We start from the raw sequence: 23,704 nt of genomic DNA on the forward strand, positions 1-23,704 counted from the left end.
GACGCCCCACTGCGCACGGTGCTCCTTTTGAAGTCGCAACGCTCTCACAGGCTCGCCCGCTACTTGCGCGCCTCCAGGATCAGGTTGAACGGTGTCTGCGTCGCCCGCCGGAACCGCGTGAACCCCGCCTCCTCGAACACCGCCCGCAGCCGCGCCTCGCCGGCCTGGGCCCCCAGCCCCAACCCTACCTCCTGAGACAGCGAGTTGGGGGTGCAAATGAATGTCGAGGCCGCGTAGAACAACCGCCCCACCGGGTTCAGGTTGCCTTCCAGCGAATCCTCCGCATAGGGCTCGACCAGCATCACCGTGCCGTCGTCCTTGAGCGCGTGGTAGGCATGCCTGGCCGCACCGACCGGATCCCCCATGTCGTGCAGGCAATCGAAAAAGCACACCAGGTCATGATCATGCCCCGGATAGTCCTTGGCCGAGGCCTGGGCAAAGCTGACCTGCCCGGCTACGCCCGCCTCCTCGGCACGCGCAGTGGCGGTCGTGATCGAGGGCCCATGGTAGTCGTAGCCGATAAAGCGAGACGCGGGAAAAGCCTGGGCCATGACAATGGTCGAGGCGCCGTGGCCGCATCCCACATCGGCCACCTTGGCTCCGGCCTGCAGCTTGGCGGTCACCCCCTCCAGCGCCGGTAGCCACTCAGCCACCAGGAAGGTACGGTAACCGGGCCTGAAGAAACGCTCGGTGCCGCTGAACATGCACGGATGATGGTCACCCCAAGGCAGCCCTCCATCGCCACGCATGGCTGCGATCAGCTTGTCTTTGTCATGAAACAGCGCCGCTACCACCGACGCGCCGCCGGCCATGTAGGCTGGCGACTCCTCGATGGCCAGGGCCAGAGCCTGCTCTTCGGGAAGACTGAACGTACCGTCGTGGTGAACCATGTAGCCGGCTGCTACCTGGGCGCTGAGCCATTCTCGCAGCAGCCGTGGATGACAGCCGGTTCGCTGCGCCAGCACCTCGGGGGTCACGGGTTGGCTATCGGCCATGGCCCGATACAGCCCCAGCTCATCGCCCAGGATCACGTTGGCCAGTGTCGCCGCCGCGCCCATGTCGCCCACCAGCTTGCCCATGAACTCGTGAAGTCTTGCCTCGTCCATGACCTGCCCTCCTCTGCAAGAAGGCCACCGTCGGCGACGTCCGGGCCGGGAGGCGGTGGTCGGATGGATGATTGCCGGGCCTGCGCGAAACAGGCCCGGGCTTTAAGTCTAGACGAGCATGGCAAGCGCCACCGCCGGCACCGAAGGCTTGGCCTTACTGCCTGGCACCGTCCAGTTTCTCCACCAATGCCTTGGCCAGCGCCTTGTCGGAGAACGGGTTCTGTCCGGTGATCAGCTCACGGTCGATGACCACATGGGGCGCCCAGGCCTTCGCGTAGCTCATGTCGCCGCCCGCCGCAGCCATGGCCTTGGCCGGGTAGAACTGCAGGCGTTGATCTTTGAGCGAACTTTCGAACACTTGTTCTTCCGGATCCGAGAAGATCGTCATGCGATAGCCCTGGTACACCCAGTCACTGGCGGCCGGCGTCTCGCCGCGTGCCAAGGCCGCGCGGTAGGCAACCGGGTCCTGCTGGGCCGACAGCAGGGTGATCGGGCCATGGCAGATCGCGGCGGTCGGTTTGCCTGCCTGATGGAAGTGGCGCAGCAATGCCCCGACGTCAGGGTTGTTGGCAAGATCGATCAGCGGCGCATGGCCACCAGGGATGAACAGGCCGGCGTAACGGTCCAGGTCACCCGCCAACACCTCCTTGACCGACAAGGTGTCGTCGATGCCCGGCAGACTCTGCACAACCTTGTGAATACGCTGCATCTCGGCCGCATCGCCACCGAAATACTGCGGGTCGACCGAACGCTCATCGACGCTCGGCGCATTGCCCTTGGGCGTCACCAGCACCAGCGTGTAGCCGGCCTTGAGCAGTTGGTCGGCCGGCACACCGAACTCGTTGAGGTAATAGCCGGTCGAGTACGGTTTGCCGTCCTTGAGCTGCAGTTGATGCTCGCTCGACAGCAAGACCAGCACCTCGCCTTTGGACGCGGCAGTGGCCTGGCCGGCCAGCAATGCGCCAGCCACCGTGAGCGCCAGGGTGGAAATCTTGTTCATGGTCAGGTTCCTGTTCAGGCGAAGGGGACAATGTCGAGTGGGTGGGCAACGCGGACCTGGGTCGGTGCAGCCACCCAGTCAGCGGTGGCAGCGCGATAGGCCTGGTAATGAGCACTGTTGCGGTGTGCATCGATGGCCGCCGAGTCGACATACAGCTCGAACAGGTCGAAGGCCAGTTCGTCTGCTTCACGAACGAACAGGTCATAGCGCAGGTTGCCGGGCTCGGCGCGCGAGTGCTCCACCATCACCCGCAGGGCCTGTTCCACCGCGTCGCGGTGTTCGGGCTTGGGGAAAATAGTGGCGAAGATGCTGATAGGCATGACTGGACTCCAAGGTCGGTATCGGTCAGTGAGGCCATGCTATCGACTGCGCTATGATTCGATAATTCTAAAGATCTAATTTCAGCGATCCAAAATATGAATATCGCAAACAAGGACCTGAACCTGCTGCTGGTCTTCCAGATGCTCTATCAGGAACGTAACGCGTCCCTGGCCGCCGAGCGCATGGCGCTCAGCCAGCCGGCGCTGAGCCACAAGCTGAACAAGCTGCGCCATCAATTCGGCGACCCGCTGTTCGTCCGGGCGCCTCGCGGGCTGACACCGACACCTCGCGCCCATGAGCTGGCGCCTCAGGTTCAGCACTTGGTGGAGCAGCTGGAGCTGTTCTACGAACGTTGCGACGGCGCGGACATGCTCACCCGCCCTGCCCGCCTGCACCTGTATAGCACCGACTATCTGGAGCAAACCCTGCTGCCCCGTCTGCTGCCGATACTGCGCAGCCAGGCCCCCAACCTGGTGCTGGTCACCCACAACACCCGTGGCCAGTTGCCGCGCGAAGCCCTGGAGAAAGGCACGTGCGACTTGGCCATCGCCGGATTCTTCACCGACCTGCCGGACACCTTCCACCAGCAGCGTCTGCTCGGCGAAGAGTTGGTGGTGCTGGCCGCAAGGAGCAACCCACACCTGACCGACGGCCTGGACCTGGAGGCGTTTCTGGCCTGCGAGCATGTGCTGACCACCCTCACCGGTGACCTCGATGGGCTAGTGGACCGCGCGCTGCGCGCCCAAGGCCATCGACGACGTGTGATTGCGGGGTTGTCGAGCTTTCTTGCCCCAGCCCGCCTGGTCAGTGGCACCGACCTGCTGCTCACCTGCCTGCGTTCGCTGGCCGAAGATGCGGCGGCACGGGACCCGGAGCTTGCGGTCTACCCGCTGCCCCTGGCGCTACCGAGGGTCGAATTGATGCAGATCTGGCACGAGCGCACGCACGCCGATCCATTGCGCAGGTGGTTTCGCCAAAAAGTCTGGGAGGTGGCCAATCACGTGGAGTAGAAGCCGCCGGGAGGCGCAAGGCCACCCGGGGCATCGTGCACACTACGGCGCTGCGATTTCGGTCTGCCCTGCGTGGCTCGACGGCGGCGCCAACTGGAGCAACTCGTTGGTGTAGGCCCACTCCTGTTCGAGCTTGTCAGGATGATCGTTCAGGCGAATCCCGTAGGACGGAATGATCTGCCGGAACTTCTCCTGCCAGGGCGCAGAGGCAGCCTTGTCCTTGAACACCTTGTGCAGCAGGTCGAGCATGATCGGCGGCGCGGTCGAGGCCCCCGGCGATGCGCCCAGCAAGCCAGCGATGCTGCCGTCCTTGGCCATCACCACTTCGGTGCCGAGCTTGAGGACCCCGCCCAGCTCCGGGTCCTTCTTGATGATCTGCACCCGCTGCCCCGCCTGCCACAGGCGCCAGTCCTCTTTCTTGGCGTGGGGGAAGTAGGTCTGCAGCGCCTCGAAGCGGTCATCGTCGGATTGCATCAATTGCCCGATCAGGTACTGCACCAGGTCGAATTCACGAACCCCGACGCGCACCATGGGCCAGGTGTTGTGCACGGACATGCTGGCGAACAGGTCCAGCAGCGAGCCCTCTTTTAGAAAACGCGTGGAGAAGGTGGCGAATGGGCCGAACAGGATCATGCGCTTGCCATCGAGCACGCGGGTATCCAGATGGGGTACCGACATGGGCGGCGCGCCGGTCGCGGCGATGCCGTAGGCCTTGGCCATGTGCCGCTGGGCGATGGCCGGGTTGTCGGTCACCAGGAACGAGCCGCCCACCGGGAAGCCCGCATAGTCCTTGGCTTCAGGGATGCCCGACTTTTGCAGCAGCGGCAAGGCGGCGCCGCCGGCGCCGATGAACAGGAACTTGGCGTCGGTGGCGGACGTGGTACCGTCCTTGAGGTTCTTGTATTCGACGTGCCAGGAGCCGTCATCGTTGCGGGTGATGTCCTGGACTTCGCTCGAGAGCTTCAGGTCGAAGTTCGGTCGGCCTTGCAGGTAGCCCACGTACTGGCGGGTGATCTCACCAAAATTGACGTCGGTGCCGATGGGGGTCCAGGTCACCGCGAGCTTCTGCGCGGGGTCACGGCCCTCCATCATCAACGGCACCCACTGCTTGATCTGTTCCGGGTCCTCCGAATACTGCATGGGCTTGAACAGGGGGCTGGCCTGCAGGGCCTCGTAGCGTTTTTTCAGAAACCGAATGTTGTCGTCACCCCACACGAAACTCATGTGCGGTGTGGTGTTGATGAACGAATGCGGGTCCTTGAGCACGCCCTGCTTGACCTGCCAGGCGAGGAACTGCCGGGTGATCTGGAACGACTCGTTGATCTCGATGGCCTTGGCGATGTCGATCTTGCCGTTCTTCTCCGGTGTGTAGTTGAGCTCTGCCAGCGCCGAGTGCCCGGTGCCTGCGTTGTTCCAGCCGTTGGAGCTTTCCTCGGCGACTTTGTCCAGGCGTTCGACCATTTCCATCGACCAACCCGGCTCCAGCTCATTCAGCCAGACCGCCAGGGTCGAACTCATGATCCCGCCCCCGACCAGCAGTACGTCGACCCGTTTGGTCTCGGCGGCCTGGGCACTGAGCATGCCGCACGTGAGGCCTACCAAGGCCCATCGCAACGTCTTCGTGGTGTTCATGTTTCCTCCTGCGAGACGTGATGCCTCGTTGTGTACTCCCTGTCGTGCGCAAGGCTCGTGCGGCGTATCTGTCTGCCGCCCCTGCGCCTGATCGGCCTCGCAAGCGAAGTCAGCCCTCTAGATAGTTAGCGCAACTTTCCCCAAGCCACCAGTTGGATTCATTCAGCCTGTCAAATGAATCTGAACATCCGGCCCTGGGGGTCGTCGGAAGTTTCACTGCTGTGACGGTTTGCATGGAGGTAGGAACGATGGCGAGCACCGTAGGCGATTTTCTGGTTGAGCGTTTGAGCCAATGGGGCGTGAAGCGGGTATTCGGCTATCCGGGCGATGGCATCAATGGCGTGTTCGGTGCACTGCGTCGGGCCGGTACGATCGAATTCGTGCAGTGCCGCCATGAAGAAATGGCGGCATTCATGGCCAGCGCCCATGCCAAGTTCACAGGTGAGCTTGGCGTGTGCATCGCAACGTCCGGGCCTGGCGCTTCGCACTTGCTGACAGGCCTGTATGACGCCCGCCTGGACCACATGCCGGTGTTGGCCATCGTCGGCCAGCAGGCCCGCACCGCGCTGGGTGGGCATTACCAGCAGGAGCTGGATCTGGTCTCGATGTTCAAGGACGTGGCCGGTGCATTCGTCCAGCAGGCCACGGCCCCGGCCCAAGTGCGCCATTTGCTGGATCGCGCCGTACGCACGGCGCAGGGCGAACGCCGGGTCACCGCATTGGTGCTGCCCAACGATCTGCAGGAAATGCCCTACGAGTCGCCTGCACGGGCCCATGGCACCTTGCATTCGGGCACAGGCTTCAACCCACCGAGGATCGTGCCCCACCCCGACGCATTGCAGCAGGCTGCGCAGATACTCAACGCCGGCAAGAAAGTCGCGATCCTGGTGGGGGCCGGCGCGCTGCAGGCCCGTGAGCAGGTGAGCGCAATCGCCGAAAAGCTCGGTGCAGGCGTCGCCAAGGCCCTGCTGGGCAAGGCCGTATTGCCCGATGACCTGCCTTGGGTCACCGGTTGCATCGGTCTGTTGGGTACCGAACCCAGCCTGAAGCTGATGAACGAATGCGACACGCTGCTGATAATCGGTTCAGGCTTCCCCTACGCCGAGTTCCTACCAGAGGAAGGTCAGGCCCGCGGCGTACAGATCGACATCGCTGCCGACATGCTCGGCCTGCGCTATCCCATGGAAGTGAACTTGATGGGCGATGCCGCACAGACGCTGGACGCCCTGCTACCGCTGATCGAGCATAAGACCCGCCGCAGTTGGCGAACCAAGGTCGAAGGTTGGCGCAAGGCGTGGGACAAGAAGCTGACGCAACGCGCCCTGAGCAAGGCTGCGCCGATCAATCCGCAGCGGGTCGTCCATGAACTCTCGCCTCGCCTGCCGGACGCCGCCATCATCACGTGCGACTCGGGCTCCTGCGCCAACTGGTTCGCCCGCGACCTGCGGATCCGCCCGGGTATGGAATGTTCGTTGTCCGGGGGCTTGGCTTCGATGGGCGCGGCAGTGCCCTACGCCATCGCAGCCAAGTTCGCTCACCCCGAGCGCTGCGTGGTGGCCCTGGTAGGCGACGGTGCCATGCAGATGAACAACATGGCCGAACTGATCACCGTGGCCAAGTACTGGCGACAATGGGGCAACGGACGTTGGATTTGTGCGGTGTTCAACAATCAGGATCTCAACCAGGTCACCTGGGAGCAGCGGGTGATGGAGGGAGACCCCAAGTTTGCCGCCAGCCAGGACATTCCTGACGTGCCCTACCACCTGTTCGCCCTCTCGATCGGTCTGAAGGGCCTGTATGTCGAACGCGAGCAGGACGTGGCCGACGCCTGGGAGCAGGCCTTGGCCAGCGAGGTGCCCGTGGTCATCGATTTTCGTACCGACCCCGATGTCCCGCCGCTGCCGCCGCACATCACCCTGGAGCAGGCGAAGAAGTTCGCCGGCGCCCTGCTGCAAGGCGACCCGGACCAAGCCGGCATCCTGCGCCAAACCGCGCGCCAGCTGATCAGCGGGCTATTGCCAGGGCACGGCAAAGCATGATGCCGCTAACCTTTGAGCGCCGCCTCGATCCCGGCGATGTCGATCTTGCCCATCCGCATCATGGCGTCGAATGCGCGCTTGGCGGCGGCCCGGTCTGGGTTGTCCATGGCCTCGAGCAGCACCCGGGGCGAGATCTGCCACGAGATGCCCCACTTGTCCTTGCACCAGCCGCAGACGCTTTCCTGGCCGCCGTTGCCGACGATGGCCTGCCACAGACGGTCGGTCTCGGCCTGATCCTGCGTGCAGATCTGGAACGAAAATGCCTCGCTGTGCTTGAACGCGGTCCCCCCGTTCAGGCCGACGCAGGGAATACCGGCCACGGTGAACTCGACAGTGATGACATCGCCGGCCCTGCCCGACGGGTAGTCGCCCGGTGCGTGATGCACTGCCCCTACTGCGCTGTCGGGGAAGGTCTTGGCGTAAAAAGTCGCCGCCTCCAGGGCATCCTCGTCGAACCAGAGGCAGATGGTGTTTTTGCTGGGCATTGGAGTCTCCACGATCACATCGCAAAGGTTAGAGTCTAGACCTTCACCCCTGGCAGGCGATGGCCTGGGCAAGCGCTTCGTCGGTTGCAGACGCTTGCGGATGGGCCAGGCGATAGTCGCGCAGTCAGAGCGTGGTTCACGGTGGTTTCCTACATAATTGAAACGGTATTTGGCCTAGTCTCGAGCGCTTGGCGCTGCTTCACCAGCATCGGCTGCACAACGAGCCGGCGCAGCACAACTCAAGGTAGCCGCGCTTGTCGAAGCTTCTTTATTCACGAGATAGACGACACACCATGCATTTCGACCTGATCCAAAGTCTCAACCTGGCCGGCAAGGCCGATGTTCCCAATGACGACCGTATTGGCTGTGCAAGCCGTCATGCTTGGGTCATCGACGGCGCAACCGATCTGGGCCCGCCTGGTCTGCTGGGTGAACAAGGGGGCGCGGCCTGGTTGGCAGCGGCAGCGCAGGCTGCCTTTGTCAGCGCAAGCGGGCCGTTGCAGAGCCTGTGCGAACAGGTGTTCGCTACCGTGGCCGCAGCCTACGAACGAGACCGCCGACGTGAGCCGGTCGCCGGCTGGGAGCTGCCCCGCGCGGCCTTTGCGGCGGTGGCGCTGGAAGATGACGAAGTAGTCTGCGCCCATCTGGCGGACTGCGTCGTACTTCACCGCAGCGAGCACGGCATGGCCTTCCTGACACCTGAGCCGGACCGCGAAACCGAGCGCGCCGAGGCGCTCGCCCTGGGCCCTGGCACCGGCGCCCATGGCGTGCGCACCCCTGCCGTGCAGGCAGATCGGCGCATCGCCCGGGAGCGTCCCAAGGCCGTGCTCAGCGTCGATGCCGAAGTGGCCAGGGCTGGTACCGTATACACCCGCGCACCGGTAAGGCGCGGCGACGACCTGGTGCTGATGAGCGATGGTTTCGCGGCCCTGTTCGATACCTACCGGGCCTGCACGCCCCACACCTTCATGACCCAGCTGCGCGAGCAGGGCCTGGCAGAACTTGCGCTGCGACTACGGCAGATCGAGCGCGACGATGCCGCCTGCGTTCGTTATCCACGGTTCAAAATGAGCGACGACGCATCGGCGCTCTGGTTGCGGGTGGGCTGAAGAAGAAAAACGCCGGGCCGATGCGGTTCCGATGCCAAGACGACCCTTCGCTATGCCTTAGGCTGGGTGCGATCGACCAGGCGGATGCTGTCACGCCCGCCTCGCTTGGATTCGTAGAGTGCAACGTCACCCTGTTCGATCAGTGCCGCCAGGCTGGCAGGCGCCCGATCGAACAGGTTGACGCCGATGCTGAGGGTGACCGCCGCAGGCGTAGGGAACGTCTGCGCGGTCATCCGATGGAACTGCTCGCGCAAAGCGCTCCCCAACCCTTCGACTTTTTCACGGGTCGCGTTACCCAGCAGGATGACGAACTCATCGCCGCCCAACCGGGCGGCCAAGCCACTGGCGGGGGTCGAGGCGCGAATCATCTCGCCCAATGCAACCAGCAGGCGATCACCGGCAGTATGGCCATGCAGGTCGTTGACCATCTTGAAGTTGTCGATGTCGATCAGCAAAAGCGCACCGGGGCGGTCCGTTGCCACGTCATCCAGCAGACGCGGGGCGCGTGCCTCCAAGGCGCGCCGGTTATACAGGGCGGTCAAGGGATCGCGCGCCGCCAGCCGGGCGATCTGCCGTTCGCGTCGGTGGCGCTCGGTGCCAGTCATGGACAAGGCGATGAGCATGATCGCCATCGTGCCCTCGACCAGCGACACCTGGATGATCGCGCCACGCAAGGCCGCCAGATCGATCAGCGTCCCAGGCACCAACGGCGGAATCATCTTGGCCAGGTAGAAGATGCCGTGGGCCAGCAGCACATAACGCAGCTGCACCGCCCCCACGCGCAACGACTTGCCATGGGGCCGCAGCAGCACGCAGGCCCACAGGGTGGGCAAGGCCACCAGCAGCGAGTTGGCCAGCAACATCACCTTCGACCACTGCGGGCTTTCAGGCAGCAGCAACAGCATCAGCCAGACAACGGGCAACAGGTACCAGCCACGGGAAAGCCGCATCTCGGTAAACCGCGCCACACCCACGAGAAAGAACCAATGCGCCAACACCAGCAAGCCATTGGCGAACCACACCCCGACGAGCATCAGCCCACTGACGCGCAACAATGCCAAGGTCGACCCCACACTGATGGTGGCGAACCCAGCGGCCCAGAACAGCAGCGAGGTGGCACGCACGGTGCGCCACTCGACCGCCAGGTACAAAGCAGCCGCAGCCGCGAGGGCAATGCTGATGGTCAACATCGTGAGGGGGTCTAGAGCCATGAGCGGACAGGCCTGAGCGATCGTATTGAAGGGCGTGGATTGTAAGCGTTCGGATGCACTTTTAGCAGGTCGCTACCGACTGGAGGGTCTTTTCAAAAGCGCCTCGCGGGCGGCGAAACATCAACATGTCAGTCGCCGATCCGGTGGGCTCACGCCGTCGAGAGATAGCTGACCAATTGCCGACCATGAGAACTCAGGCGCTCCCAGTCACGAAAACAGATACGCAGCTCCAGGGTGGCCCAGCGCTCCTCCAGCATCACCCTGCGAACCGCCAGCTCCTGCTCGGCGCGCACAGCGGCGGTTTCCGGCAGCATGGCGATACCCGCGCGCTGGGCCACCAATTGAGCGATGGCCTCGAAGCTCGGCGCACGCACACGCACCTTCAACGGCATGGCCAGATTCATCGCCAGCTCCTCGACGAAGCGCTGCATCGCCCGCTCTGCCGGCAGACACACAAACGGGTAACCCAGGGCATCAACCAAGCGCAATTGTTCGCGACCGGCCAAGGGATGATCCACTGGTACCAGCATTACCAGGCGCTCGTTGCGAAACGGCAGCGAGACGATGCCTTCGTCGATCAGGTTGCCGTCATACACCCCTAACTCGCATTCACCGGCCAGCACCACGCGCAATACATCGATGCTCTTGTGCTCGACCAGTTGCAGGTCGACCTCAGGGTAGTCGGCCAGAAACGGTCCGAGCACCGCCGGCAACAGCGTGCTGTTGCTGACGGTGGAAGCCGCCAGGTGCAGCGTGATGCGCCGCTGCCCTGCCAACTCCTTCAAGGTGTCCTGCAGCTTTTGCGCCTCCCCCAGCACACCACGGGCCGCCTCCAGTACCAGCCGGCCAGCGGGGGTCAGTTGCATGCCATCAGCCTTGCGAACGAACAGGGCAAAGCCACAGCGAGACTCGAACAGGCGCAGGCGGGTGCTGGCGGCGGACACCGCCACCGGAATGGTCGCCGCCGCCTTGCTCAGGCTGCCGGTAACGGCAATGGCGGCAAACAGGCGCAGATCGGGCAAGTCGAAGTGCATCCTTGTGCGTTCTCCAAAAGCGAAAGCCATGTTCGAGAAAAAGCGATTCTAGCCACAACCCGTTCTGTACAGAATAAGTCCTGCCTTCAATTGCCTGGACTTTGCCATGACGCGTTTGCACCTTCGCCTTCAGACTGCGATCCACAACGGCGGTGGATATGCCGTGCTGGCGGCCTTGGGATTCAGCTTCAAGGCCATCTTCGTCAAGCTGGCCTATGCCGCAGGTCCGGTGGACGCCATCACCCTGTTGGCCATGCGCATGGGGTTGGCACTGCCGCTGTTCGCCTGGCTGACCTGGCTCAGCCGTGGCCAGTCCGCTGCGAAGCTGGGGCTTGGGGACGGCCTGCGCGTGGCCGGGCTCGGGTTGCTGGGCTACTACCTGGCGAGCCTGTTCGACTTCTATGGTCTGCAGTACATCAGCGCCGGCCTCGAGCGGCTGATCCTGTTCACTTATCCCACGCTCGTGCTGGTGTTCCAGGCCATTGCCCTGCGCGAGCGCCCTACCCTGCGGACCCTGACGGCCATGGGCCTGTGTTACCTGGGCCTGGGCATCGCCTTCGTACACGATGTCAGTGTGGCCGGGGTCGGCGAGCAAGTGGTGCTGGGATCGTTGTGGGTGGTGGCCAGTGCGGTGAGCTACGCGCTCTATTACTCGGGTACCGGCATCATGCTCAAGCGCATGAGCTCGATGCGTCTGGCTGGGCTCTGCGGCATCGCCTCGTCATTGATGGTGCTGGCGCACTACCTGCTGGTGGCGGACATCGGCCAGCTGTGGCAGCAGCCACTGGCGATCTGGATACATGCGGGGCTGATGGCGGTGTTTTCCACGGTGTTGCCGATCTACTGGGTGGCCCTGGCGATCCAGCGCCTGGGCCCCACCCATACCGCAGCGGTGGGCAATCTGGGTCCGGTGCTGACGATGCTCGCGTCGTGGGCGATCCTCAGCGAGCAGATCTCGGGGTATCAGTTGGCGGGTCTGGCGCTGGTGTTGTACGGCGTGACACGCCTGAAGCCTGCGAAGAAACAGCAAGCTTCGACGCAGCCCAAGCAAGCCGAAGCGTAGGGGCATCTGCTCACGCAGGCAAGGCGCCAGGCCAACCGGCGCCTCGCTTGTATCGATCAGTCCTCGAGCGGCTTTGGCGGTGCCGCCGGTTTTGCCGGCTTGGCAGGCTTGCTGTCCTTGCCCTTGGACTTGGGCTCAGCAGGCGCGGAAGCCGCCACCGGCTCCGGCGCGCTCACAGCCTTCTCGCTGGCAGGTAGTTCGTCCACGGCCTTGATGATCACCTGCGGATCGATCTTCTCGCCGCTGTCGTCGTCCTTGAGCACATGCCGCTCGCCATCCTTGCCCACCAGGATCACCTTGGTGCCCTTGCTGGCGCCGAGCTTGAGTTCGCGAATCAACGCCATGGTGGTCTGCTGTTCGAGGTTCTTGTCCTCGCGCTTGCCCATCATGTTGGCAACGCTGTACAGCACCAGGCTGCGCTCTTTGAAGGCGGCTTGGGTAGCGGGGTCCTGGAGTGCCTCGTTCAACCCGCGCAAGGTCGGGTCGGCGCTGCTGGGTGCGATGATGACCAAGGGCCTTGCCTTGCCCAGTTCTTTGGCCAGCGGAGCATCGCTGTCCGCAGCGAACACAGGGCTTGCGAGGGCAAGCAGAGTGGCGAGGGTCAGTGACCGGACGAGCATGCGCATCTCCTTATTTCTCGATAACTCAAAGACTACAGATCATTGAGAAAGATCCGACGTGCGAGCCTAAACCACCTGACAAGTCAGGTGATAAGGCGAAAGGTAACTGGCCATTACCAGCAGCGCGTCGAACCAGGCTTGCGACCTCTGCAGAAACCGCGGGCCCCCGAACTGAGCATAGTCCAAAGCCCTCCAGCCAGCGCGGCACCTGCAGGCAATACTTGCATCAACGGACATCGATGCCGGCACCGGCCGGGGCCGTCCCCAGCACCCGGTTGGTCAATACACGCATCTCGTATCGCTCATCAGCTTTTTGCAGCTTCTGGATTTGTTTCATCTGATCTTCGATGTTTTCCACCTGTTGCAGAACCTGGGCCGATAAGGCCTGCGCCTGGGTGTCGCCCTGCGTCAACGCATCCCGCTGCGCCGTCAATTGCTCAAGCTGTCGGTGATGCCGTGCGTTGCCTTGGTCGAAGTGTCCTGGGTTTTCCGCCAACAGATGCTCACGCCAGAAATCCTGATCCACCATCCAGCTGGCCAGCGCTTCATGCTGTTCTGCGGCGCGAACCTGTGTACGGATCCGGTCGACCCGGGCCGGATCCAGATGGGCATACTCGGGAAACGCCATTTCGCCCGCCTCGATGGGTAAATCGAGTGATCCACGCAATGCCAGCTGATAGCCCAGCATTACCTCGACCTCATCTAGGGGGGTGCCGGCTTCAGCCTGGGCACGTAGGAAGCTCAAGATATGATCCTGGACCTGCGCCAGGCGCCACAGGCGCCGTCCGAGCCTAAGCAATGCCTGCGTCGTAGCGCCCTGCTCAGTGCCGGCCTGGGCCTTGGCCTGGACCGCCAACATCCGCACCTCCAGATTGTGAAACCGCAACGCCACACTGTCCTGGCAAGTCAGGTCATCGTCAGCATGGGTAAACAACTCTGGAAGCAAATCAGTCTGCTCGTGCATGTTTTTCAGCATGGTCAGCACACGCTGGGCCAATATCTGCGGTTGTTTCTGGAAATCCGCGGTATCGAGCAACCTGCGCAGAAGTGTCATGAGCCCAGCCGAGCCCTCGACCGCCTCGATCGAGTGCCACAGTTCGAGCAGCCGGTCCCGGTCAGCGCTCGCAACGGCATTGCTCCAGGCTATGGCATGGGTATTGGCTCCCCTGACGGACTGGAACGCCACGCGCAAGGCCTGTACATCGTCCTCGGCCAGCGGATTGCCCATCAACAGCACGCGATGCCTGAGCCACAAGGGGGCCTGATGGAACATCGGCGGTATCCGGGTGATTCGATTGTCGCTCAGGTCCGCATAGTCCAGCTCCGTGCACTCTAGCAATCCCGGAGGCAGCACATCGATGAAAGTGTTGCGCAGCAGCAGTCGCCTGAGCCTGGAAAATCCGCTGACGGAAAACACCAGCCCCAGAGGGTTGTGCGAAAGATTGATGTATTCCAGGCGTGAGCAGCGAGTCAGCTCAGAGGCTTGGCTGTCATCCAGGACGATTTGGTTGTCGTACAGGTTCAGTTCACGCAGGCGCGGCAGTTGATGCAGGCGTGCCGGCAGTCGAGACAGTCGGTTGCCGCTGACCCGCAGCGTCCGGAGGTTGGGAAACGCCTGCAGGAAATAGTCCGGCACATGCGCCAAGTCCATATCCAGAATCGCCAGCTCAGAAACATGGGAGAAGCTGCGGGTAGGCAGAGGGGGCAAGAATCCTGGTCTCAGGCCGTTAAGTTCCAAGCGATAGTCGATCGCCAACGAATTGAGCTGCGAAGGCTCGTCGATGACTCGCTGCCAGCACGCCAGCAATTGTCCCGTGACCCGCCTGCGGTCTGACCTTTCCAACAGCGCAGTGGTGGCTGTGAGCCAAGTATTGAGCGATTGTTCCAGGGTCTTGAGTTCGTGACGAAGCTGACGCAGTTCCTGCGCCATGTCCCTGCCGGTACGCTGCATTTTCACTTGCCAGGCGCTGACCTGGGCGTCGGAGTAAGTGGGATAGATCCGCCGCAGTTCCGCCTGGATCATCCAGGGCCCTCCTCGGCTCCGGCTGCTACCGGACAGGCGCCCACTCAAGGGATAACCGAGCCGGCCATCGTCCTGGCGCAGCGGGGCCAGCCAGCGGTCCTTGCCTTGCCCTTTGTTCAACAGCTCCCCGACCTCGCTGGGGCGTTCGATCGCCTGGCGGGCCAGCAGCACGCGCAGGTTGTGGGCAAAGGGATCGGCAATGCCCATGGCCGCTTGCTGGCCTTTATAGGCGGTGGCCATCGCGTCGAACAACTCATGCGGCTCACTTAACAGGTTCGTTTTGGGATCGACGACCAGGAACTTACCCTCGACGTGTATCAGATCGCAGGCGGTGGCCCCCTGCTCGCTCGCAACGAGCAAGAGGCCGCTCGCACTGCCCTCGAACAAACGCCAGCGGATACCCGTGGCAGCACCGGGCAAATAGCGCAGCATGCCGATGGCGACCCGGGCCACATCAGCGTTTTGCGGCGTGTCCAGGTGCAGCGCTTCATACACGCGTGTCACACGCATGTTTTGTACATACGCTCTGGACGATTCCGCCAATTGCAGCGGCACCCGTCCACTGTCGAGTAAGCGTTGCCGGTCCGTAGTCGTCGCCGCGTCCACCAACCCCTGCGCAGCACGCCAATGCAGACTGGGAAACACCCGACGCAACATCGTGCTGGCGAGGTTCTCGCCGTTGGGCATGTGTTCGTAGAGATCCTGCAGCAACTCGCGCCGAGCCTTCCATGCCACCTCGGCCAATGCCTGGTCAGGCAGCCCGCCAGCTCCGGGAAGACGTTGGGCGCCTTGCAATGCGAAGGCATCCTCCACCTGTTTGCCCGAGCGCAAGCGCTCGACCATGTCGCGGATGCGCAAGTCCAGGTGGGCACGGACCGTGCTGTCCAGCAACCCGGAAGCCGGCGCGCGACCATACACGTGCAACCCCCGCAGATCATCCGCCTTTAGCCCGTGGAAACTCAGGACCAGATCGATCCGCTCGTCATCCAGCTCGCGAAAGTGCCCACCCAATCGACGGAACAAGTAATGGACGTCTTCCCACTGGGCCGGCTGCTCGAACCACAACCGCCAGGCACCCGCACCGTTGTGTCTCAACAACGGCCCATGCCCAGCCTGCGGCAGCAGTTGCCATTGCCCGTCCTGGGTTCGCTGACGCACGCGGTAGTAGTGTCCGTCCATCTCGATCCAGGCCTGCTCCCCCAACCGGAAGACCCCGGCTGTATCGCTCGTCGCGCCAGACGGTGGCACGTCACTGCGAAAGGCCTTGACGTCCGCAGCCCACAGCTTTGCCGAACCGTCTTCCAGATAGGCCGGCAGCAGGTTGTCCATGATGCTCGAGCGCGCCGAGAGGGCCTCTACCCCAGCGACCGCCGCGGTGGTGGCGCCGGCGACCGACACCGCGGTAACGACATTGAGTAGGTGCTTGCATGCCTGGCGGGTGTGGTTGTCTTGCCAGGCCTCGATGCCGTGGTAGACCTCAGTGAGCGTTTCCCAGGCGCTGACGGCCAAAAGCACCTCGCCAAGCACCGGCACAAATAGGCCTGCGGCGGACAACAATGCCTGGCCATCGGCAGCGAGGCGCTCGTCGTATTCGCGCTGCAGGGTGCGGTCCAGTTCTTCAACCGGCGCCACGAGCACCTTCGCGTCATCTTTTATCTGCTCGATACGCGCATGGGCCAGGCGTTGAAAAAACGGCGTGCCATAGGGCATGAGGCTTTCATCCAGGCTGATGTTGGCCCAGATGACCAAGTCTTTGTACGCGGGGATCACGATTGAATAGAACGCATGACTGTCGCGTCTGCGCACGAAGCGGCGAAAGAATGTCTGGTACGCCTGGCTGCGTAGGCGCCTACCCAGTTCGTTGGCGAGCTTGCGAAGGCTGGAGAACGCGCTCCAGGCCCCGTTTGGATCGCCAGGCACATAGAGCAGCAACCTTCCGTCGTTGTGCGACTCATCGATGACTACGATCTGCTGCAGGTCGCAGTCCAGCAGACGCAGACGTTGCGCTGTCACGGTCGAAGCCTTGTTTTGCGCGCCCTCTTTCGCGCAGAGTTCGGCAATCGTCTCGAGCTCACGCTCGCTCAGTCCAGCGCGGTCACGGGCCTGGTAGGCATCAAACAGCATGGCATGGCGGCTCCAGTCAGCCAGCAAGCATGGGACGGTCCATGCCGGTTTGTCGTCTGTCACAGGTCCGCTCAAAACCTCGGCCAGATGCGCTTGGTACGCGCTGCCAAGATCGAGTTCACGACACAGCTTGGCAAACTCGGTTGCAGACGGCGCCTTGATCCTGCCCTGCCTGGCGCTGGACAAGCGATTGCCGCGCGGTTGCCCGCCCGCTACGGCTTCCTCAGCGGTGAAGTTGCGTACTGCCACCTCCAGAAGCGAACGCTGGTCGTACTGCTGCTTGGTCAGGTGGACGCCAACGGGCTGGGCATTGATCACAGGCTCCGGGTACCCGCCGATAAAGCTCCACTGATGAAGATTGAACTGAGCCGAATAGCGCGCTCGCAATGCAGCCTGCAGCTTGGATTTGATAAAGCCGTCCAGCGCCTCGATGCGCCCCAGCACGTGTTTGAGATGCGAACGCAGCACCACGCTTTCGTCCATCGCATCTGCAAACCGAGCCCGTTGCTGCGGCGTCGCCGACTTCATCCACAGCGGCAGGCGTTCGGCGATGAAGCCATCCTGATAGGCACGCTCCGCTGCCAGCTGCGTTGCTTCGTTCACTTGCGGTTCATTGCGCTCGCCGCCCATGTCCATCTCCTGGTTGACTGGAGCGACGAGGCTAGGCGCCTGGCTTGGCGAAGGAACGCTAGATAGCTACCACCTCAAAACAACTGCAGTTGCCGACCGGTCAATGTGCCGAAGTCATCACCGACGAAAGGCAGGATCGCGTCGGCCACTGGCTGCAACTGACGCGACAGGTAATGCTCGTGATCGATCGGAGACTGCTGGTTTTCCAACGGCTCGGGACCGGCCGTGGTGATGACGTAGCTGATCCAGCCGCCGTTCTGGTACTGCTGCGCTCGCCCCAGGCGGCTGTTGTACTCATCGGCCAAGCGCGCGGCGCGCACATGCGGGGGCACGTTGCGTTGGTAGTCGGCCAGAGGACGCCTCAGGCGCTTGCGATAGACCAACAAGTCATCCTGCTCACCGGCCAAAGTGCGTCGCACGAAATCGCACACATAGTCCCGATAGGGCTGGCCGCGGAAAATACGTCCATACAGCTCCTGCTGGAACTGCCGGGCCAGCGGTGACCAGTCGGTGCGCACCGACTCCAGCCCCTTGTAGACCATCTCCTCCTGGCCCTCGGCGCGGCGGACCAGGCCGGCGTAGCGCTTCTTGCTGCCCTCGTCGGTACCGCGGATGGTCGGCATGAGAAAGCGTCGATAGTGGGTTTCGAACTGCAGCTCCAAGGCGCTGTCCAGGCCCATGGTTGTCTCAAGGTGCTGGCGCCACCACTGGTTGACCTCGTTCACCAGCTCACGGCCAATACGCGCGGCGGCCTCTTCGCTGTGCGCCCCTTTGAGCCAGACGAATGTGGAGTCGGTGTCGCCATAGATCACATCGAAGCCACGGGCTTCGATCAGCGCCCGGGTCTGACGCATGATCTGATGACCGCGCATGGTGATCGACGATGCCAACCGGGGGTCGAAGAACCGGCAGCCACTGGAACCCAGCACGCCATAGAAGGCGTTCATGATGATCTTCAGTGCTTGGGACAACGGCGCATTGCCTGCGCGCTTGGCCGCCTCCCTGCCCTGCCAGACCCGCTCGACGATCGCCGGCAGGCTGTGCCGGGTACGGGAGAACCGGGCCCCGCGAAATCCCTCCACCGAATGCGCATCGTCCGGCTGGGCCAGGCCTTCGACCAGCCCCACCGGATCGATCAGGAAGGTACGAATGATCGAGGGATACAGACTCTTGTAATCGAGCACCAGCACCGAATCGTACAACCCAGGGCGCGAATCCATGACAAAGCCGCCGGGGCTGGCTTCGTCTGGGCGGCTGCCCAGGTTCGGCGCGACATACCCCAGCCGGTGCATGGGCGGGATGTACAAATGACAGAACGCTGCCACCGAACCACCGCTGCGATCGACCGGCAGGCCCGTGACTGTGGCGCGTTCCAGGAGAAACTCCAGCAGACGGGTATGGGCGAAAATGCGCGTGACCAGTTCGCAGTCCTTGAGGTTGTAGCGCGCCAGCGCAGGCTTGTCCTCGGCGAACATGCGGTTGATTTCGTCCATGCGCTGGTAGGGCGAGTCGATGGCCTTGCCCTCGCCCAGCAGGGTCTGGGCGACACTCTCGAGACTGAACGACGGAAAGCTCCAGGTGGCCGAGCGCAGTGATTCGATGCCGTCGATCAACAGCCGGCCTGGGGCATCGGCGAACACGTGGTTGCGGCTGCCATGGGCGCGCAAAGTCAGCGGCGCACCGTTGCGTCCCAGGGTCAGTGGCACCTGCAGACGCGCGGCATGCTCATGCAGCAGGCGTAGGTCGAATTGCACCAGGCTCCACCCGATGATCGCGTCCGGGTCATGGCGTGCGAACCACTGGTTGAGGCGCTCAAGCAACTGGGCGCGGTCCTCGCAGTATTCGAGGTCGAAATCCACTTCGCGGGTATCGCCGTTGGCCGGCCCCAGCATATAGACCTGCCGCTGGCCGCAGCCTTCCAGGGCGATACTGTAGAGTTCGCCGCGCTCGCTGGTCTCGATGTCCAACGACACCAGGCGCAACGCAGGGCGGTAGTCAGGGTTTGGTTTGAGATGGGCATCGCAGATCACGCCCTGGGCATCGGCTTGACCGCTGAACAGCACCGGCGCGGTGATGAAACGCTCCATCAGGTAGCGCTCCGGTGGGCGGATGTCAGCCTCGAAAACCTCGATGCCGGCGCTGCGCAGGCGCTGCTCAAGTTGCATCAATTGACGGTGCTGCCGGCAATACAGGCCCAATACCGGACGCTGTTCGAAGTCGCGCAAGCCAAGCGGGCGCAGCTCGACCCCTTGCTCGTTCCCCAGCAACAGCCGCGCGTGCTCGCCTTGCCCGGCTGCGATGAACGCCACCGACACCTGCGGCGCCAGACGCAACTGCCGTGGGCCCTGGTCGGTGGCCAGCCAGAACTCCACGCAGGTGCCCTCGGGCGTGTCATGCCAATGGCGGGTGAGGACAAAGCCCTGCTGCAACTGCACCGCGTCGACCTCGATCATGTTCGTTGGCAAAGCGTCATTCTACCGCGCCGGGACGGGAGCGACTGTCTTGATTGCATGGGGCCATTCAATCCAGGGCGCGCCCGATCCGTGCGCTGGGCTTGTCATCAGCCGTAGAGGTAATCGATGTCCTTGTGAGCCAGTGGCGGCACCTGGCTGAGCAAGTAGTCCCGCAGGCGCTGCATGTGGCGCGCCTTGGGGCTGGACTTGAGCCACGTCATGTAATAGCCATCACCTGTGGCCACCGCGTGCTTGAACGGCGTCACCAGACGGCCCGCGGCCAGGTCGGCGCTGACCAGCACCAGGTCGACCACCGAGATGCCCAGGCCCTGCTGGGCCGCCGAAATACCTTGGTCGAGAGTGTCGAAAACCTGCCCCTGGTCGATGCTGATGTCCTGGGCGTCCATCCGCGCCAGCCAGCGCCGCCAGTCGCGCCGATCCGGCGAGGGGTGCAACAGGTCGCAATGCTGCAGCGCAGATAGCCCCGGCTCAGCGCCTTGAAGATACTCAGGATGGCACACCGGGATCAGCCACTCGTCGAACAGTTTCAGGCTCTCGACATCCGCGGCGAAGCGTCCATTGCCCAACAGGATGGCGCAGTCGTAGGGCTCGGAATAGAAGTCCACCGTGTCGATGTCCATCCAGACGCTCGACAACTGCACAGTGCAGCTATTGTCGATTTTCTTGAAGCCATCCAGCGCCTTGAGCAACCAGCGCACAGTGAGCGTCGAAGGCGCCTTCAGACGAAGGCCGTAGCGGTCCTGACGCAGTAAGGCGCAGGCGTTTTCGATGATCTTGAAACCCACCTTGAGCTCCTGGGCCAGCAACCGGCCATGCTCGGTCAGGCGCAGCTTGGGTCCGCGCCGCTCGAACAGGTCGCAGCCGAACATGGCCTCTAGGGTCTTGACGTGATGGCTTACCGCTCCCTGGGTCAAGGCCAACTCCTGGGCTGCTCGGGTGAAGGAGCCGTAGCGCGAGGCCACTTCGAAGGCGCGTAAGGCGTGGAGTGCTTGAATCCGTTCTGACATGGTCCTGCCCAAAGCATGAGTGAGACTAATAGTAGGTCATAGTTCCACACGTTTTACAACGTCGGAGGGTTCTCAGAAAATGCTGTTAAATCACAAATTTACAATGGAAACCGCATACATCTTGCTTAGATGTCACTGAATCTCTGGGGACACCATGTTTACGGGTTATGGAAATTGCTATCGCCTGGATGCGCTAGAGCTGGCCGCTGAACATATCCAAAAATGCCAACATTGGGCGTATCAAACCCTCGCACAGTTTCGTACTTTGCTCGGCCATCCCGACTTTCCCTGCCTGTTCGGCCGCAAGGCGGTCGCCGCCGGCACCTGCCATCTTGTCTTCGCGCGCGCGACGCAACTGGCGACAGACATTGCCCGAGGGCTCGCCGATTACGTGAGCATCCTCGAACCCATCCCGCTCAGGCAGCGCATCGGCAACCCCTTACTGGTGTTTCTCGAAACCGAGCCAGACAGCACGCTGGCCGAACAGCAGGCGCTGGCCTGGTCGGTGCTGCAACAAGTCCATGAACTGGACCCGCAACCCTGGCCTCGGACGCTACCCACAGACCCTCATGACAGCGGCTGGTCGTTCTGCTTCGCTGGCATGGCGCTGTTCATCAACATGAATTTCCCGGCCCACCGGCAAATGAAAAGCCGCAACCTGGGCGCGCACATCGCCTTCGTCATCAACCCGCGGGAGAGCTTCGACGAGGTCGCCAGCGCCGCCACCGAAAGCGGCCGTCGCATCCGTGCACGCATTCGCGAGCGGGTACGCCATTACAACGATGGCGTCGTACCCGATACCCTGGGCTTCTTCGGCCAGGAGGACAATTTCGAATGGCGCCAGTATCAACTCCAGGAACCGGGCTCGCTCAACCCTTCGCGCTGCCCATTCCATGCGCATGCAACACCTGAAACCCTGATCGAGAACTGACCGTGAACACCGCACTCACCGCCACCTATGCCCTCACCGTGCTGCTGCTGATCGCCACCCCTGGCCCAGTGGTGGCACTGATCGTCAATACCGCGGCTACCTCAGGCTCGCGCAAGGCGCTGTCGACCGCCATCGGCACCAATTGGGCTTCGCTTGTCCTGATCGCCGCCGCTGCCTGGATCATCATGACCAGCGCTGCGGTCGACAAGACCTGGCTCAGCGGCATGAGCCTGCTGGGCTGCCTGTTCATCGCCTACATCGCCATCACTACCCTTCGGGAAGCGCTGCAAGCGCCAGCCCTCGACGTGCCAGCGCAGGCCCCTGAACAGCCTGGACGCGGCGGGCTGCTCCAGGGGTTCATGGTGGGCATCTCCAACCCCAAGGACATCATCTTTTTCATTTCCTTCTTCCCGCAGTTCATCCAGATCACCGAATCGTTCGGCAAGAGCATGGTGGTGCTGTCGCTATTGTGGATTGCCATCGATTTCGCCGTGCTCAGCCTGTACATATTCGCCATCGGCAAGATCGCCTCGCAACGCAGCAACCGCATCATCACACTTGCCTCGGGCATTGCCCTGTTGCTGATCGCCCTTGCCGGACTGGCCTACAACATCAAGGAGCTGGCCGGCTGAACCGCGCCACCCTCGACCTCGCGTGCCAAAGGAGCGCCCATGAGACCGATCGACCATGACACGAACGTCCAGGGCAGCCCTCTTCCCCTGCAGCAGGACTATCAGCGCTTCCTGCTACAGGGCAGCCGTCGCGCACCGCATACCCTTTACATGCATGAACGAGGCTATCGCTCCGGCACCATCAACACCGACAGCCATGGCATGCGCTACAGCCATTGTGCCGACAGACGCTGCTCGGTGACCGAGCACAGCGGCGTCAAGCGGGTCAATCTGCTGGTAGGTGGTTCGACCACCCTGGGCATCGGCGCCAGCTCCGACAAACACACGATCGCCTCCTACCTGTCGGCGCTGACCGGCGAGGTCTGGCTGAGCCTGGCCGGCTGCGGCCTCAATGCCACTCAGGAACTGCTGATGTTCCTGACCCACCAACATCGCTTCACAGAGGTCGGCCACGTAGTCGTACTCAGCGGCCTGAACACCTTGGCACACGAGGCGTTGGGCGAAGTGCTGGCGGGCGATCACGAACAAGGGCACGCCCTGGCTTACCAGGACCTGCTCAACAGCTTCAACGAAGGCGTGCACACCGCCCATCCACCACCCGGCGAGTCGCTCTGGCGCCGCCTGGGCCAAGCCCTGGCGCCTCGCAGACAATCGCCGGCCCCCGCCTGGAAGCTGTCGCCCCCCGACAAACGCCTGGCACGCGCCGCCGACACCATCGGCCGCAGCCTGCAGCAGTGGGACCGCCTGCTGGGCGGTGGCTATGCCACCCTCACCTTCATCCTTCAGCCCCTGTTGCCCTGGTGCCGGGAGGCCATTCCACAGGGCGAGCAGCTCATGCTGCAGCACCTGCAACGCCAGCCGACGAACTTCGACCGCCTGCTGGCCGACGTCTTCGACAGCCAGTTGCACACGGACTTCTTTCGACGCATCAAGCAACAGGCCGCGCAGGTGCCCTGCTATGACATGAACTGCATGCTCAGCAGTTGCGCGATGTTCGACCAACCGTTGTTCGTCGACCGCCTGCATTTCAACGACTTGGGCAACAGTGCACTGGCCAAGGTGATCACCGCCAAGCTCGGGCTGGCCCAGGAAAAGCACGCCAATTATCGACCACCGCCCGTCAGGCTAGTCTGACAAAACAGGATTGGCCTTTCGGCAGGCAGCGTTGGGTGGCTAGAATACGGCGTCGTCGCTCTTGATTCGCTTGAGGTACATGCGTAACTGCCATGATGATCGAAGCCGTCCTGCCGTAT

18 protein-coding genes are annotated in these 23,704 nt (G+C 62.9%); 7 read left to right on the plus strand and 11 right to left on the minus strand.

Going from position 1 to position 23,704, the window contains the following annotated elements; genetic code table 11:
• Positions 1-59 precede the first annotated feature (59 nt).
• From AB1N67_RS13465 to AB1N67_RS13475, 3 genes are all read right to left on the minus strand, one after another.
• Positions 60-1,106 (minus strand): class I SAM-dependent methyltransferase, encoded by a 1,047-nt coding sequence (locus AB1N67_RS13465; RefSeq protein ID WP_090344841.1) that lies wholly within the window; start codon positions 1,104-1,106, stop codon positions 60-62.
• A gap of 154 nt (positions 1,107-1,260) precedes the next feature.
• Positions 1,261-2,106 (minus strand): type 1 glutamine amidotransferase domain-containing protein, encoded by an 846-nt coding sequence (locus AB1N67_RS13470; protein ID WP_102081555.1) that lies wholly within the window; start codon positions 2,104-2,106, stop codon positions 1,261-1,263.
• A gap of 14 nt (positions 2,107-2,120) precedes the next feature.
• On the minus strand, positions 2,121-2,426 hold the full coding sequence (locus AB1N67_RS13475) for a putative quinol monooxygenase (RefSeq protein WP_090344839.1): 306 nt from the start codon (positions 2,424-2,426) through the stop codon (positions 2,121-2,123).
• 96 nt (positions 2,427-2,522) lie between these two features.
• Here AB1N67_RS13475 and AB1N67_RS13480 point away from each other — a divergent pair, with 96 nt between their 5' ends.
• Positions 2,523-3,437, plus strand: a complete 915-nt coding sequence (locus AB1N67_RS13480; protein ID WP_070571579.1) for a LysR family transcriptional regulator — start codon at positions 2,523-2,525, stop codon at positions 3,435-3,437.
• A gap of 42 nt (positions 3,438-3,479) precedes the next feature.
• On the opposite strand, the gene mqo is transcribed toward AB1N67_RS13480, so the two are convergent.
• Positions 3,480-5,069: a malate dehydrogenase (quinone) gene (gene mqo / locus AB1N67_RS13485; protein ID WP_043206880.1), complete on the minus strand. Its 1,590-nt coding sequence runs from the start codon at positions 5,067-5,069 to the stop codon at positions 3,480-3,482.
• A 248-nt stretch (positions 5,070-5,317) separates the two neighbouring features.
• Here mqo and AB1N67_RS13490 point away from each other — a divergent pair, with 248 nt between their 5' ends.
• Positions 5,318-7,108: a thiamine pyrophosphate-requiring protein gene (locus AB1N67_RS13490; protein WP_090344835.1), complete on the plus strand. Its 1,791-nt coding sequence runs from the start codon at positions 5,318-5,320 to the stop codon at positions 7,106-7,108.
• A 5-nt stretch (positions 7,109-7,113) separates the two neighbouring features.
• Here AB1N67_RS13490 and AB1N67_RS13495 read toward each other — a convergent pair whose 3' ends face one another.
• Complete coding sequence (locus AB1N67_RS13495; protein ID WP_090344833.1) at positions 7,114-7,593, minus strand: VOC family protein; 480 nt, start codon at positions 7,591-7,593, stop codon at positions 7,114-7,116.
• 293 nt (positions 7,594-7,886) lie between these two features.
• On the opposite strand from AB1N67_RS13495, the gene AB1N67_RS13500 reads away from it, so the two are divergent.
• Positions 7,887-8,702 carry a protein phosphatase 2C domain-containing protein gene (locus AB1N67_RS13500; protein ID WP_090344830.1) on the plus strand — a complete coding sequence of 272 codons (816 nt, stop codon included), beginning with the start codon at positions 7,887-7,889 and terminating at the stop codon, positions 8,700-8,702.
• A 50-nt stretch (positions 8,703-8,752) separates the two neighbouring features.
• Here AB1N67_RS13500 and AB1N67_RS13505 read toward each other — a convergent pair whose 3' ends face one another.
• Both AB1N67_RS13505 and AB1N67_RS13510 read right to left on the minus strand, forming a co-directional pair.
• Positions 8,753-9,913 (minus strand): GGDEF domain-containing protein, encoded by a 1,161-nt coding sequence (locus AB1N67_RS13505; protein ID WP_090344828.1) that lies wholly within the window; start codon positions 9,911-9,913, stop codon positions 8,753-8,755.
• Between the two features lie 149 nt (positions 9,914-10,062).
• A complete protein-coding gene (locus AB1N67_RS13510; protein WP_241523685.1) occupies positions 10,063-10,935 on the minus strand; it encodes a LysR family transcriptional regulator in 873 nt (290 codons plus the stop codon).
• Between the two features lie 118 nt (positions 10,936-11,053).
• On the opposite strand from AB1N67_RS13510, the gene AB1N67_RS13515 reads away from it, so the two are divergent.
• Complete coding sequence (locus AB1N67_RS13515; RefSeq protein ID WP_090344823.1) at positions 11,054-12,010, plus strand: DMT family transporter; 957 nt, start codon at positions 11,054-11,056, stop codon at positions 12,008-12,010.
• Between the two features lie 56 nt (positions 12,011-12,066).
• Here the strand turns inward: AB1N67_RS13515 and AB1N67_RS13520 are convergent, their stop codons facing one another.
• From AB1N67_RS13520 to AB1N67_RS13535, 4 genes are all read right to left on the minus strand, one after another.
• The gene (locus AB1N67_RS13520; RefSeq protein ID WP_043206895.1) at positions 12,067-12,630 is read right to left on the minus strand and encodes a DUF4174 domain-containing protein; all 564 of its coding nucleotides are present in this window, start codon (positions 12,628-12,630) and stop codon (positions 12,067-12,069) included.
• Positions 12,631-12,856: 226 nt separating this feature from the next.
• Positions 12,857-17,380, minus strand: a complete 4,524-nt coding sequence (locus AB1N67_RS13525; protein ID WP_367863059.1) for an NEL-type E3 ubiquitin ligase domain-containing protein — start codon at positions 17,378-17,380, stop codon at positions 12,857-12,859.
• 101 nt (positions 17,381-17,481) lie between these two features.
• The gene (locus AB1N67_RS13530; protein WP_090344873.1) at positions 17,482-19,842 is read right to left on the minus strand and encodes a DNA polymerase II; all 2,361 of its coding nucleotides are present in this window, start codon (positions 19,840-19,842) and stop codon (positions 17,482-17,484) included.
• A gap of 125 nt (positions 19,843-19,967) precedes the next feature.
• Complete coding sequence (locus tag AB1N67_RS13535) at positions 19,968-20,888, minus strand: LysR substrate-binding domain-containing protein (RefSeq protein ID WP_070571588.1); 921 nt, start codon at positions 20,886-20,888, stop codon at positions 19,968-19,970.
• Positions 20,889-21,042: 154 nt separating this feature from the next.
• Here AB1N67_RS13535 and AB1N67_RS13540 point away from each other — a divergent pair, with 154 nt between their 5' ends.
• The 3 genes from AB1N67_RS13540 to AB1N67_RS13550 are packed head-to-tail and all read left to right on the plus strand — an operon-like array spanning position 21,043 to position 23,585.
• Positions 21,043-21,819: a YqcI/YcgG family protein gene (locus AB1N67_RS13540; protein WP_043206900.1), complete on the plus strand. Its 777-nt coding sequence runs from the start codon at positions 21,043-21,045 to the stop codon at positions 21,817-21,819.
• Between the two features lie 2 nt (positions 21,820-21,821).
• Positions 21,822-22,451: a LysE family translocator gene (locus AB1N67_RS13545; RefSeq protein ID WP_043206902.1), complete on the plus strand. Its 630-nt coding sequence runs from the start codon at positions 21,822-21,824 to the stop codon at positions 22,449-22,451.
• Between the two features lie 39 nt (positions 22,452-22,490).
• Positions 22,491-23,585, plus strand: a complete 1,095-nt coding sequence (locus AB1N67_RS13550; protein ID WP_367863060.1) for a hypothetical protein — start codon at positions 22,491-22,493, stop codon at positions 23,583-23,585.
• The last annotated feature ends 119 nt before the right edge of the window (positions 23,586-23,704 follow it).

The sequence above is a fragment of the Pseudomonas guariconensis genome (genome assembly GCF_040822035.1).
GTDB classification, from domain to species: domain Bacteria; phylum Pseudomonadota; class Gammaproteobacteria; order Pseudomonadales; family Pseudomonadaceae; genus Aquipseudomonas; species Aquipseudomonas guariconensis.